A 13,903-nucleotide genomic window follows, 5' to 3' on the forward strand; every position below is an offset into this window, starting at 1 on the left:
TAAGGGCTGCAAAATAAGCACATAAGGGCTATTGGTGCATGCTGACTTAAGTTGGTAAATAGTGTCTTGTATTGCCGTAAAGGCATCAATTTTGATATCCTTTACGGCAAATTCTCAGTAAAAAGAACCTGTCATGTGGCACTGCCCACTTTGTAAACTCCCTATCTCATTACATACAACGCCTATTCGCTGCGAAAACAACCATACCTTCGATAAAGCGAAATCTGGTTACGTTAACCTTTTGCCTGTTCAATTTAAAAAATCGAAACTTCCGGGTGATGACAAAGCAATGGTAAGAGCCAGAAGGGAATTCCACCAATTAAATGCCTATAAGCCGTTGAAAGATAAATTAGTGACGCTGGTGGAAAAGGTACTAAATGAAACGGCAGCCAATGAAGAAGCATCAAAGAATGCCATAAAGGTTTATGACGCGGGTTGTGGTGAGGGGAGTTACTTGGATGCGATGGTACAAGGACTTTCAGCGAATGGTTTAAAGGTTGAAGGAGCAGGTAGCGATATCGCCAAAATCGCAGTAGAGCTGGCAGCTAAAGCGTACAAGCAAGCACAGTTCGTTGTTGCTAGCAGTTTCGATTTACCCCTAAGCAGTAACTCGCAAGACGTGATGATTCAGGTTTTTGCACCAGGTAGTAATGAAGAATATGTGAGGGCTCTTAAAAACAATGGCCTTTTAGTGACGGTCGATCCTGCGCCTGAGCACCTGTTTGAGCTTAAACAGCAGGTGTACGACAATCCAAGACAGCATGAAATCGACAACCAAGAACGAGATGGGCTTACACGGGTTTACAATGAATGTTTTTCCTTTCCTATCCAATTCGAAAGCGAAGAACATGCGCTGGCACTTATTAAAATGACGCCGTTTTATTGGAAGCTTCCAAACGGCAAAATCGATGAGATTGTTGAAACGTTGAAAAGCGTCACGGCAGACTTCCATATTCAGCTATGGCAAAAAACACCACAGTAATATCTATAATGGATTACCCATCAGTTCTGTCGATGGGGAGACAGCCATTCCTCTGAAGCGTGACTTCCTACAAGTATAGTTTGTACTTGTTTCGTGCGGTTTAACACAATGTATGTGGGGAACTCGTTTTGACCGGTAGCCCGTAGCAGTGCCGGGTCACTGCTTTTTTTAAGAAATACAATTAGATGTCGGGTTATGCGTAACCATAACAAGCAGTTGATCTACAACATCAAAGCGATACACGGCAGACCTTCCTTAGTCTGCCGCTATTTTTATTAATTCTGTGTAGAGAATCTAGATAAGTGTTTAATAGCTTGACTCAATAAGTCTACATTGAGCGCTTCTTTACTGCGCTTACCGGTTGCCATGTCACTTATTTCATAGCTGCCGTTGCTCAGAACGTCCGTACGCTTATTATCATGAAAAACAACAATACGTTCACCAGAGGTGCTAACAAGCCAAGGCCTTGAAGGAGAAAGTAAGCTCTGACCTGTAGAATAGAAGGTAGTGGGAGCATTGCACCCGAGCGCGTCTAAAATGGTTGGCGCTAAATCTTCTGTGCTGGCTAAACTGGCGTTAAACTTAAGGGTGCTGTAAAGCGCACCTTTACCGCTTTCGCTACCAAAGCCGGTAGCAACTATTACATCGTGTTTACGTGCCAAAGTATTTTTCACATAGCTTTCGATATCAACACTTTTTAAAAAGGCAATGTGGAGACCGTCGTGATTGTTGCTAAGTGGCTGCAAATATCCCGCTAATTGAGGCAGAGGTAATGCTTCGTCGCTGTGAATCGACACTGGCATGCCAGACCCCAAAGGAAGCGCTAATAACACTGGACGCTTTTGAGATAACGCGTCTTGATATATCTCGGGTACACCAAATAGCGTAGTGGTCATCAAGCCTTCTATGCTACTGGCCGTCGAGTAGTAATTGTCCATCTTGTTAAGAGTATTGCGCTTGATATTGCTTAGGTCCACCGTCTGTTCATTATCTATTTGGACAGCCACGGTTAAATTTCTACTGGTTTCAATAGAGCAATAAACTGGCTCGGCTGGGTAAGTAATATTGTGAATATCTGGGTTGAATTGTAGTTGCTTTCTTTCTTCATAGGCAGCTAAATCGAGTAAGCCATACCGCGACATCGTCGTTTTCGCCGTTGCAGGATAAGAAAGCGGAAACATGTTGTCTTGCTTAATGATAGGTTGATACAACTTGGCATCAGCCCACACATGAATGGCGTGACTAGTAACGAAGCAGCTAACAAAGAATGTAGCAACAGGAATGCCTACTTTATGGCGTGTAAAGCGTTCAACACGTTTCCATATTGCATTAGCTAACACCAACTGGAAGCCAAGCCACACAATAAAAAGCAGAAATAAGAATACCCATTGCTGCCAGCTTTCTATCGCCATTGTCGACTGTGCTTCATTGCGCAGTAAATCCGCGGAATGAAAACTAAAGTGAAAGCCTGTGCGGTTAAACAGCAATGCATCGAAAGCCAAGAGTGCTAAACCCACTGCTGCAATAATAGATGCGCTAACTTTTATGACTCTGGGGTTGTTAACTAAATAACAAAGAGGGAGGATAAAGATAACAAAGCCGAAAAAGGTCATAAACCCAATATGACCAAACCAGTTGGCTAATAGATATAGCGTGCCGACACCGGTGCCAGGCATAGGTGATGAAAAAACAAAAATAGAGGCAATAACAATGGCGATGATAATATTCGCCAAGGCAAACCAGTGCCCCCAATTTACCAGTTTAGTAACACGCTGGCGACGAGGTGATTCGGCAAGTATCATGCTATCCCTTAGCTATTTTTAACGCTTTTCTTGAGTACGTCGGCAAATTGCGTTGCCATGGCTTCGCGATTTTCAGGGGCTACCTGAGTATTTAAAATGTGCGTTATGACATTGCCTAACACCATAAGTGAAAGATCACGGTTTGCACCGCCTTCTTCAAGGGTTAGAATAACGTTATTCATTAGCGTTTCGAATTCGTCGTTGCTATAGCGGCTTTGTTGGGGCATTGCTACGCCTCTTTTTTATGATTTCTTTGATAAAAAGAATGGTTTTACACGTAAAATGATTATAATCGTTGTTTGAGTGAGTACAATCATTCATTCTAAAATCCCGCAATTCTTTGGATATTTCTGACACTTTTTAAGCAACAGGACACCCGATACTCTATGAGTGCACTGATTCATCACTTTGTTGTACATCGATTGATAGTAAACAAAGAAGAGAAAATTGAAGCCATTCCCCGTGATAACTGCTTGGCAGTAACACCGGAAATCGAGCTTCTTGCCCATCAAATAAACCACAGTTTCAACGCTAAGCCTGGAAAAGGCGTTGGCCACTTCGTGACGGAAGTCACGCGCGAAGCAAAAGTGGAAAACGAAGAAGGCGAAGCGACTACGCAAAAAAGCACCGAGAACGTGGCAGAGTTTGCGGAAGGCCTTAAGCAATACGTGGATATTCAAAAAGCGGCAGGTGATAACGTTGAAGATGCATTTCATGCGTTTTCAGTGTCAGCGACCAACCGCTTAGTTCGTACATTGGCTGAAACGGGTACAGTAGAAACCGGCTTTCTCATTTTCTGCCAGTACGAATATTTAGCGACACAGTATCTGATGATTGCGCTGCTAAATACTCGTTCGCACGTTGAAGTGACCAACTCCTTAGATCTTTCTGCTCGTGAACACCTAGATTTGGCAAAAATGCAGCTCGCTGTGCGATTCGATTTAACCCAGTGGGACATTCAGCCAGAGCAGCAGCGTTACGTTAGTTTCATTAAAGGTAGAATGGGGCGAAAGGTATCTGACTTCTTTATGCAGTTTGTTGGCTGTGAAGAGTTGGTGGATGTTAAACAGCAAAATAAACAATTGATCTCTACAGTTGATGCCTACCTTGCCAGTGAGTCTCTAGACCCTCAAGAACAGCATCAGCACAGAGAAGAAGTGAAATCGTACTTTAAAGAAAAGATTGATGCGGGCGAGAGTTTATCAGTAGATGAACTGGCTAACAGACTTCCACAAAACGAAGAAACAAGCAGTAACTTTTCAGCGTTTACTCAGTCTATGGACGTACCGCTAGAAAAAGAAATACAGCCCGATCCAGCTGCGCTAAAACAATTAGCGAAGTTTACCGGACAGGGCGGTGGTATTTCGCTAAGCTTCGAACGCAAGTTAATGGGGGATAGGGTGTTTTACGACCCGGCTACGGACACGTTAACTATTCGCGGAATTCCACCCAATTTAAAAGATCAGCTTAATCGCCAATCTTCAATGGACTAGTCGCTGCGAAGCGAAGATAAAAAACGTATACTAGTTAGTAGAAAATAAACTCGATTCAAGGGTGTTATGCAATTATTTGTAAATGATTTGACAGTTATGGACTTTTCTTACCTATGCCCAACGCGCGGCATGGTGGGTGAAAGCTGGATTGTCGATGTTATTTTAGACGGTGAACTCAACGAAGAGAGCATGGTTCAAGATTTTGGTCACGTGAAAAAGAACTTAAAGCGACTAATCGACGAGTATGTTGACCACAAGTTGCTTGTACCTGCTGAGTACAGCGGTTCAGAGGTCATTCACGATGACGATTCTGAACAGGTTGAAACCCGCTTTACCTGCAGTGATGGGCGTAGCATTATGTTACATTGCCCAGCTGAAGCATATGCGTTTGTTTATTCTGATGAGATAAACATGGAGTCTGTTGGCGTTTACTTAAAAGAAGTGTTGGCGACGCACCTTCCTGAAAACGTTGAAAACATAACGCTGCATTTGCGTGAAGAAGTTATTAACTCTCCTTATTACCACTATACTCACGGGCTTAAAAAGCACGATGGTAATTGCCAACGTATAGCACACGGTCATCGTTCGCGAATTGATATTATTCTTAACGGTAATGTATGTAGTGAAAGTCAGCAATATTGGGCTGACCGCTGGGCTGACATCTATATAGCAACCCGTGAAGACGAAATTGCCTACAGTGAAAGAAAGCTTAAAGGTGAAGTCGCAAACGAAACGGATTACTACTGTTTCGCATACGAGTCATCACAGGGCTATTTTGAATTATTAATTCCTAAGTCAGATTGTGAAGTCATTGAAACCGACTCAACCGTTGAGTGTTTGGCGCAATATCTTTTGGAAGAGCAAAAGAAGCGTACACCAGATGGTGTTTGCCAAGTCATCGCTTACGAGGGCGTAGGTAAAGGCGCCACAGTAAAAGGTTAACGCTCGTTTACTGCTAGTTATAGGTGAGGGAATTAACGATGACATTCACGCTTTCAAAAGCCACATCACGCAATCCAATATCTCGTATATTGAATTGTGTGGTGGCGCTTAGTGCAGCTGCTTCCATGTTACTTGCTGCTGCGGCTGCTGAGGTAAACGACCAGACCAATGTGTTATTGGGTCAAGAGCAAATAGACGTAGCGCTGAACGGCAAGTTTACGCAAGGTGCTCTGCTACGCGGGCAAGCACCCGCAGGGGCCAAGGTAACGCTTAATGGCGAAACCGTTCAAACAAATAAAGATGGAAAATTTGTGGTCGGTTTTGAAAGGGAAGCACCACTTCAGCAAACGCTGGTTGTAGAATTAGATAACGGTCAAAGGTGGCAGCGTGACATTACCCTTGAAAAACGCGAATACAACATTCAGCGAATTGATGGACTAGAGCAAAAAATGGTCGCGCCGCCAGCAGAAGTGACGGCGCGTATAAAGAAAGACAATGTCAACGTGGCAAAAGCACGAAGCGGCAATACTGATTTGGACGCACTGTTCACTCGGTTTGCATGGCCAGCAAAAGGCGTTATCACTGGTGTTTACGGTAGTCAGCGCATTCTAAACGGTGTGCCGAAATGGCCGCATTATGGTTTGGATATCGCCAATGAAACAGGTACGCCAGTGTATGCGCCAGTAGATGGTGTGGTGACGATGGCTGATGATCTCTACTATTCGGGTAACACCTTGATTCTAGACCACGGCATGCGTGTGTTTTCTACGTTTCTTCACATGGATACTATAACGGTAGAAGTGGGGGAAGCGGTTAAACAAGGCGAGCAGATTGGTACAATAGGCTCGACAGGGCGCTCTACAGGCCCGCATCTAGATTGGCGAATAAATTTAGGCAACATTCGCTTAGATCCCCATACTATAATGTCGGGGTCGCCAGAACAGTAACATTTAGCTTTGACATTCACAAAGAAAAAGGCGCTTTCAGGTAAACCCTCAAAGCGCCTTTTTAGTGTTTTAATTACAGGTTGATGTTATCTTCCCAGCCACTGATTTAGCTTTTCTTCATCAGTGATTTCAAAGTAAGCCATTTCTTTTCGAGCCTCGGTTACCTCAAGAGGCAGCGTTAGAAGTCGCCCATCTCGAATAAGCGTTAAATCTACCTTTGACGTTTGGGCATTATCTAACAGGCGCTGAAGCTTTTGGGCATTTACAACGTGGCCGTTTAACGCAATGATGACATCGTTTAAGAGAATACCTGCCTCCATGGCGGCAAGACCTTCAAAAACCTGCATTACAGTAAGCCCGAAGGCAGCTGGTTTTAACGTGGCGCCAAGCTGATTTTTAATGGCAGGCAGCGAGGAAGCCCCCCCTTTATCTTCACCTGACACGCGAGCACGAACCGCATAGTAAACGCCCATTTCAGATACTAACGAAGCCAATTCTACATCGTCTGTGCCATACACCACGCGATTTAAGTATTCTGAAACATCAATACCAAAATGCGTTGTACATAGATTTTGGATCACGTCATCAGGCGTACCTTTTTCATCCACGCCATAGTGTTTCCACAATAACTGCATCAAGGTATCTAAATTAACTTTGTTTTTTGACTGTTTGCGAAGCAATAAATCCAAGCCAAGGGCTATAATGCCTCCCTTGGTGTAATAACTAACGATATTGTTAGTAGCGCTGGCATCTTGCTTATAAAACTTTGTCCATGCGTCGAAGCTGCTTTCAGCTGCACTTTGTTTGAAGCGCCCCGCGTTTTGTAAAAGTCGACTAACATTTTGCGCAACAATATCAAGGTACTTTTGCGGTTCAATAAGGCCAGCTCTTGCAAGGGTTACATCGTCATAGAAGCTGGTGAACCCCTCATAAATCCACAGTTGATTGGTGTACGTTTCCTGAGACAAGTCTGGTTTTACCATTACGCTAGGTTTAATGCGCTTCACGTGCCATGTGTGGAAAAATTCGTGACTGCACAAACCTAGAAATGTGATGTAGCTATCGGTTTTTTTCTCACTTTCACCAACTTGAGGAAGGTCAAAGCGAGGGTACAGCAACGCAGTTGAGTGCTTATGCTCTAAACCGCCGAAGCCGTTATCTGCTAGCAGTGTCATAAACAGGTAGTGATTAATAGGATGTGGAGCACCAAACAAATCTAGGTGGTGCTTACATATCGGCGCTAAGTCATCCGCTATGCGTTCATAATCAATATTGTTATTACCTGAGAAAAGCAAAGTAAAAGTGATGCCGTCAACATCAAAGCTGTGCGTATCTGCAATGCCAACATAAATAGGATGATCAATGAGTTCATTGTAATTTTTTTCTTTAAAGTACCAGCACGACGCGCTATTACTTTCACTGCGAGAAGGCATAGACGTGTAAGCCTTCCAGTTTGCGGTTGATGAATCGCTGTCGTTAAGCTCAATGTCCACTTCACAAGGCACATTTTCAAACCCAGAAACGCTAAGAAATGCGCTGGTGCCATTGATAAACGCATATTGGTCGTTCATAAAAGCAGAACGAATAGATAAGTCATTGGCGTAAATGGTGTAATAGACCGTACAAGGTTTTCCATCCGTGTGCACTCGCCAGGTTTGTTTATCTAGCTTAGTTACGGAGAGGCTGTTTATTCTTTCATCTTCAAAATTGTCGACACTTTTATTTACAGTAACATTTGCATTTAGCTCGACGATACTTTTTGCAAAGTCACGAACCATATAGCTACCTGGGATCCAGCTAGGTAAGGAGAGGACTAGCGAAGAGTCAGTATGTTTGGGGATCTTCAGCGCAACAGTAAATTGATGAGCACGCCAATTTGAAATGGTTAACGTATAGTGAAGAATAGAACTCATAAACGTCCGAAAGATGAGTAAAACTATCTCTTAACTATATCAATCTATCGGGTGAATCCCAATAGATTGCTAGGTATTAACGGTTAATTTTTACGTATATTAAATGCCGTTTTCCATCGTATTGTTGATAAGTTTTTGATTGATGCGTACATTGGGTTAATTAATATTAAACCCAGCAATAACAAAGATAAATGGCTGAAAAAATACAAAGCAATCTACTAAACGAAGACCGATTGGATTCGTTGCGCACCTTGGTACCTGGCGATAAGGTAGATTTACAAATTGCTATGCCGGCAGCGTCAAAGCGTGTAAAAACGGATTACGTTGGCATGCTCATTAACGAATGTTTGCTTTTTCATATTCCAACATCGGCAAAATGGATAACCACAAGAGATGCGCTAACCGTAGGTAATGATATTGTGGTGCGATCTGTGCTTGAAGGGGATACCGGTGAAGTCATTGCGTTTAAAGTAAAAGTACTCAAATTGCTTTCCAAGCCTTCAGGTTTACTTATTACAACGTTTCCGAAACGTATTGAAAGCATCGGGCTTCGTTCGGTAAAACGTGCCCAGCTTGGCATTTCTGTTAGATTAGAAGCTGACGTGTATCCCAGCGATGAAAATATAATAGGAATCATTATAGATTTAAGCGAAAAAGGCTGCAAAGTCGCATTACAGGTTAAACCAAATTGGCCAGTAGTGCTTGATGAAGCGGAGGTTACACTACACTATTCGTTAGACGGTAAAGAAGTAGCGCTTACTGCAAAAGTTAAAAACCACAAGCTTGACAATGACGTGGTTTATTATGGGCTCGCCTTTACCTGTGATCAGAAATTGATAAAAACGCTGTTGTCCCGACACACATTGTTAACTTAGGTCAACAACGGTTGGGTGCGCTTTGGATAATAATCAAAATATCAGGCAGAGGGGATAGACATGAGAAGTATTGAGCGACTGTTAATGCAATACGGTGAAAGTCACCAAAACAAGACCAATATTATAATTCACGCCATTGCAGTACCCAGCATTTATTTCGTCACGATAGGTTTGCTTTGGAGTTTGCCGGTACCTGAGGTGATAGCACATTTTGACATCACGTGGGCGCATATCATAGCTGTCCCCGTATTGTATTATTATTTTATGTTGTCTGGCCCGATAGGCGCAGCAATGACACTATTAACAATTTTGTGTTTTGGTGCAGTGAATGCGCTAAATCACTTCAATATTTCAGTATGGTTTTTTTCCCTCGTACTGTTTGTCGTAATGTGGGTGTTGCAGTTTATTGGACATCACATAGAAGGTAAAAAGCCTTCATTTCTTGACGACGTACGCTTTTTGTTAATTGGTCCCGCCTGGTGGTGGGTACATTGGCTCAAAAGGCTGAAGATTAGTTACTGAGCTTTCCCAATCAATTAAGCAAGCCAAAACATGTCCAATTTCAAGATTTTGCTCTGCGACAGGAGGCATGAGTGGCACGACCAAGACGCTTGGGTAGGGACAAGGCTAGCGTATAATCATTTTATAAGTTTTTAAATTGGGAATGTTGTGAGTCGCTTTCAGCGTGTAATAGAAAGTAATGAGCGTTTATTTTGGACGCTGCACAGCGCAGGCTGGGCAGGGTTTGCAATAATATATTACATTGGATCATTTCTTCATGATGTAAGGCCAATCTGGGTTTTCATCATCATGCTTAATGCATATGCAGGATGGTTATTAACCATTCCGCTTCGCTATATCTATCGTTGGGCGAGAAAACAGTCTCCGCTTAACATGCTCATTATCGTAATAGTGTCGTGTTATTTGATTGCCCTATTATGGGCCGTGGTAAAAAATATTAATTACTGGGAAATTTATAAGCACGGGTACCGCCCAGACGAATGGTATATGTATTTTACCAACACAATAAATTCACTGATTATGGTGGGTTGTTGGAGTGGCGTGTATTTCGGCATTAAAAACTTCCAGATGCTTCAAAAAGAGAAGCAAAACGCGCTTAAGGCCAGCACTATGGCGCATCAAGCGCATATTAAGATGCTGCGTTATCAGCTTAATCCCCATTTTCTGTTTAATACGTTAAATGCTATTTCAACCCTAATTCTTTTGAAAGAGAATGATACCGCTGAGGCCATGGTTTCCCGCTTAAGCGACTTCTTGCGTTACTCTTTAGATAACGACCCAATAAAGCGCGTTCCGCTGGGACAGGAAATAAAAGCATTGCGACTTTATTTAGAAATAGAAAAAGTGCGTTTTGACGATCGTCTAGAAGTGCTATGGGACATCGATGAAGGCTGTGAAAGCGCTCTTGTTCCTAGCATGATATTACAGCCAATTATTGAAAATTCTATAAAACACGCCATATCTAAAATGCAAAATGGTGGACGTATTTCGATAACGGCACGTACCTTTGGTAATGATTTATTAATGGATGTTGCTGATAACGGTCCAGGCGCCGATATTAAGAATGGCACGCTCAGTCGTGAAAACGGGGTGGGCTTAGCCAATATAAAAGAACGTTTGCAATCCCTTTATCATCGTAATTTTGCATTCTCTATAGAACACAATCAGCCTTCTGGTGTGCGAGTTAGAATTCGCATACCTTATGAAGTTAAGGACGTATAACATGACAAAGCAAGTGATAAAAACCATTGTAGTGGACGACGAACCTTTAGCGCGGAGAGGTCTTCGTGCCAGGCTAGAGCGACATGAAGATGTGCAGGTGCTTGCCGAATGTCAAAACGGGCTTGAAGCTGTTAGCAGCATTTCTCAACATCGTCCAGATTTGGTGTTTTTAGATATTCAAATGCCGGGGTTGAACGGCTTTCAGGTCATTCATAAACTGCGTGAATTGAAGCAACCAATTCCCATGATTGTTTTTGTAACAGCTTATGATAGCTACGCCATTAAAGCGTTTGATGTACATGCGTTAGATTATCTGTTAAAGCCGGCAGACGACGAGCGGTTAGGGGCGGCGTTAGACAAAGTGCGCGAATACTTTTCAACTCAGCATCAGGACGAGCAGTCGCAAAAGCTGGTTAGCCTTGTTGCTGAACTTACTGGCGATGATTGCGAAGAGATTCTGCGTAAGTTGGCAAATGGTGAACCGGTCGAAACCAACCCGTATCCAGATGTATTAGCCATTAAAGATGGCTCAGAAGTTACCCGTGTTAACGTACAAGACATTCAGTGGATTGATGCTGCAGGCGATTACATGTGTGTACATGCTTTAGATGGCATGCACATAATGCGTAAAACCATGAAAGAGCTTGAACAAGAATTAAACCCACAATTCTTCGTTCGCGTGCATCGTTCAGCTATTGCTAACATTCGCTTTGTTAAAAAGTTAGTGAGTCATATTAGTGGTGAGTATCACTTAATACTTCAAAATGATACTGAGCTTAAAGTAAGCCGTAGCCATCGAGACAAAGTTAAAGCCGCAATGAAGATGTAAGGCTTAGTGTAAGTTCCTATACGAAAAAGGCGTTGTTTTCTTAAACCACGCCTTTTTTATTTGTGTTAGCTTTGTTGTACTTTATCAGTTAACCCGTCACTTGTGCGTACATTCATTCGCTACGATATCGTTCGTTCATAAGCGTACGCATAGCGTCAACACGTGCTTCGTTGAGCGGCTTGGTGTTTTCCCAGGTATCTGACAGGGGTACGGTTACAGGGCGCTGGTTCACTTCACCAACCATAACGTTCGTTACATCTTTGCCTACTAAACTGATAGCGAATTCGCCTAGCGTAGTGGCAAGTAAGCGGTCTTGTGCTACCGGTGAACCACCGCGCTGCACATGACCTAAGGTTACCGGTCGTACGTCATTAATATCATATTGCTGTAGCGCTTCAGTTAAGCCCAACAAACCGTTTGGCCATACGTTTTCAGCCACTACCACAATGAAACTGACAGGTCCTTTTAATCGTCTCTGCGCTTTTATTTGCGTCACTATTTTTTGTGTTTCAGCATCAGCAGACGTGAAGAACTCTGGAACCACCACATAGTCTGCTGCGGAAGACAGCGCGGCATTAAGCGCTAAGAACCCAGCGTTACGTCCCATAACTTCTACAAGAAAAATTCTCTCGAAAGCATCCGCCGTATCTCGAACCTTGTCTATAGAACTCATTGCGGTGTCTATAGCAGTGTAATATCCAATGGTAGCGTCTGTACCAGCTATATCATTGTCAATGGTACCGGGAATACCGATGATTTGACCATTCCAATGTTCACTCAACTTTGACGCTCCACGAAACGAACCGTCACCACCAATGACAATCAGAGTATCAATATTTGCTTGTGTTAAGTTTTCAGTTGCTTTAACTAGTCCTTCAGTCTGTTTAAATTCTTTACAGCGTGCACTATGTAAAATAGTGCCCCCTTGTTGAATAAGGTTATGGGTAGAGTCGAGAGAAAGCGATATGTACTCTTGCTGGAGTAGGCCATTGTAACCATGTTTATATCCAAGCAATGTAAAATCAGCTTTCTGACACGCAATAATTGTGGCGCGAATACAGGCGTTCATACCTGGGGCATCGCCGCCAGACGTTAATATAGCGACACGTTTTGACACATTAAAATCCTTCTTTTTACAGGCAATGACATTAAAGTAGAGTAAAGGCTGTGTAACGTAAAGTGCACTATTACATGTATTTGTTGCGCAATATCAAAGTAAAATTCAATTTTTAACCACACAGTATTAAGCGGATTTACTCACCACAGCGTAGTTAACGTAAAAAGGATATGTTATGCGTTCTTTATTGGTTCTATTCTTCCTGATTTTTCTTACATCATGTAGTTCAAAGTTGGCCTATAACAACTTGGACTGGTGGGTATATTGGTATTTAGACGATTACATTGAACTTAAAGATGGGCAAGAAGAGAAGTTTGATATTTATTTGAGAAATTGGCTGAACTGGCACAAAGAAAGTGAACTTACACGTTACAAAGCACAGTTAGAGAGCATAAAAAGTCAGATTCAAAACGGCACCTTAGACTCCAATAGTGTTTATAGCAATCTTGAATTAGCAAGAGCGCACTGGGAACGCGTGCGTGATGAAGTCAGCCCACAATTAGCAGAAATTGCTAAAACACTTGACGACGAACAAGTTGTTTCACTTTTCGCAGCGCTAGAAAAAGATAACCAGGAGGAAGAAGAAGAGCGTGACGAAACACTCAACAAGTCTGAAAAAGAGCGCTTAGAAGAACGAATAGAACGTATAGAAGAGGCTATCAGTGAACGCATAGGAAAGCTAACGAGCGAGCAGAAGCAAATTGTAAGCACCTATGCTACACAATTTGTTCCTACTGGCGGCGAGTGGCTAACCTATCGAAGGAAAATACAGAATGCAGCACGAAAGCTGTTTGTTACACGAAAATCAAATGATAGCTTTGAAGCCGAACTCATTATATTGATGCAAAACCCTGATAGCTATAAAAGCGATATTTATAAGCAAAGTAGCGCGCACAATATGACAGTAAGCGCGACTTTAATATCTGAAATATTTACTACGCTCACTAACAAGCAACGAGAAGTGCTCATTGATAACATAGAAGACTTGATTGATACTGTAGAGAAATTTCAAGGTTGAATGCAGCAATGTTCAATGCATTAAAACAAGCGAACAGTAAAATTAAACTACCCGCAAATATTTGGGCTTACGAACAGTCCCGCCCACAGTGGGCAAAAGAGGTGAGGAAAAAAATGGGCCTTGACGAATGAATGTGATATGTGTTGTTGTCTTGCAGTAAACAGGCTAAGCACAAGTGGTTTATGCGTGTTTGACACTATAACGAGCAGATTTAGACAACCCCAGGCAGGCGGCAATTCACC

Annotated in this window: 13 protein-coding genes; 9 read left to right on the top strand and 4 right to left on the bottom strand. The window is 42.6% G+C overall.

The annotated features are described in order from the left end of the window. Positions 1-133: 133 nt before the first annotated feature. Positions 134-982 carry a putative RNA methyltransferase gene (locus V7R42_RS12580; RefSeq protein ID WP_334020606.1) on the top strand — a complete coding sequence of 283 codons (849 nt, stop codon included), beginning with the start codon at positions 134-136 and terminating at the stop codon, positions 980-982. Positions 983-1,257: 275 nt separating this feature from the next. On the opposite strand, the gene V7R42_RS12585 is transcribed toward V7R42_RS12580, so the two are convergent. Together V7R42_RS12585 and V7R42_RS12590 are read right to left on the bottom strand one after the other, a co-directional pair. After that, a complete protein-coding gene (locus tag V7R42_RS12585) occupies positions 1,258-2,784 on the bottom strand; it encodes a DUF3413 domain-containing protein (RefSeq protein ID WP_334020608.1) in 1,527 nt (508 codons plus the stop codon). An 8-nt stretch (positions 2,785-2,792) separates the two neighbouring features. After that, positions 2,793-3,011, bottom strand: coding sequence for a DUF1414 domain-containing protein (locus V7R42_RS12590; protein WP_014949499.1), 219 nt, complete (start codon positions 3,009-3,011; stop codon positions 2,793-2,795). A gap of 159 nt (positions 3,012-3,170) precedes the next feature. Between V7R42_RS12590 and yejK the strand changes: the two genes are divergently transcribed. The 3 genes from yejK to V7R42_RS12605 all read left to right on the top strand — a co-directional run bounded on the left by yejK (position 3,171) and on the right by V7R42_RS12605 (position 6,166). Continuing rightward, positions 3,171-4,277 (top strand): nucleoid-associated protein YejK, encoded by a 1,107-nt coding sequence (gene yejK, locus V7R42_RS12595; RefSeq protein ID WP_334020611.1) that lies wholly within the window; start codon positions 3,171-3,173, stop codon positions 4,275-4,277. A 66-nt stretch (positions 4,278-4,343) separates the two neighbouring features. Further along, a complete protein-coding gene (locus V7R42_RS12600; RefSeq protein ID WP_334020614.1) occupies positions 4,344-5,219 on the top strand; it encodes a 6-carboxytetrahydropterin synthase in 876 nt (291 codons plus the stop codon). Between the two features lie 38 nt (positions 5,220-5,257). Further along, the gene (locus tag V7R42_RS12605) at positions 5,258-6,166 is read left to right on the top strand and encodes a M23 family metallopeptidase (RefSeq protein ID WP_334020615.1); all 909 of its coding nucleotides are present in this window, start codon (positions 5,258-5,260) and stop codon (positions 6,164-6,166) included. An 86-nt stretch (positions 6,167-6,252) separates the two neighbouring features. Here the strand turns inward: V7R42_RS12605 and V7R42_RS12610 are convergent, their stop codons facing one another. Further along, entirely contained in the window at positions 6,253-8,079 is a 1,827-nt protein-coding gene (locus tag V7R42_RS12610; RefSeq protein WP_334020617.1) for a M61 family metallopeptidase, read from the bottom strand. A gap of 191 nt (positions 8,080-8,270) precedes the next feature. Between V7R42_RS12610 and V7R42_RS12615 the strand changes: the two genes are divergently transcribed. From V7R42_RS12615 to V7R42_RS12630, 4 genes are all read left to right on the top strand, one after another. Beyond that, entirely contained in the window at positions 8,271-8,954 is a 684-nt protein-coding gene (locus V7R42_RS12615; RefSeq protein ID WP_334020618.1) for a PilZ domain-containing protein, read from the top strand. A gap of 60 nt (positions 8,955-9,014) precedes the next feature. After that, positions 9,015-9,476, top strand: coding sequence for an Mpo1 family 2-hydroxy fatty acid dioxygenase (locus V7R42_RS12620; RefSeq protein ID WP_334020619.1), 462 nt, complete (start codon positions 9,015-9,017; stop codon positions 9,474-9,476). Between the two features lie 147 nt (positions 9,477-9,623). Further along, positions 9,624-10,697, top strand: coding sequence for a sensor histidine kinase (locus tag V7R42_RS12625; RefSeq protein ID WP_334020621.1), 1,074 nt, complete (start codon positions 9,624-9,626; stop codon positions 10,695-10,697). A gap of 1 nt (position 10,698) precedes the next feature. Further along, entirely contained in the window at positions 10,699-11,526 is an 828-nt protein-coding gene (locus V7R42_RS12630) for a LytR/AlgR family response regulator transcription factor (protein ID WP_334020622.1), read from the top strand. Positions 11,527-11,638: 112 nt separating this feature from the next. Here V7R42_RS12630 and V7R42_RS12635 read toward each other — a convergent pair whose 3' ends face one another. Next, positions 11,639-12,643 (bottom strand): ATP-dependent 6-phosphofructokinase, encoded by a 1,005-nt coding sequence (locus V7R42_RS12635; protein ID WP_334020623.1) that lies wholly within the window; start codon positions 12,641-12,643, stop codon positions 11,639-11,641. 175 nt (positions 12,644-12,818) lie between these two features. Here V7R42_RS12635 and V7R42_RS12640 point away from each other — a divergent pair, with 175 nt between their 5' ends. Next, complete coding sequence (locus V7R42_RS12640; protein WP_334020624.1) at positions 12,819-13,661, top strand: DUF6279 family lipoprotein; 843 nt, start codon at positions 12,819-12,821, stop codon at positions 13,659-13,661. Positions 13,662-13,903: the final 242 nt, after the last annotated feature.

This window comes from Alteromonas sp. S015, from assembly GCF_036864485.1.
In the GTDB taxonomy this organism is placed as follows: Bacteria; Pseudomonadota; Gammaproteobacteria; order Enterobacterales; family Alteromonadaceae; genus Alteromonas.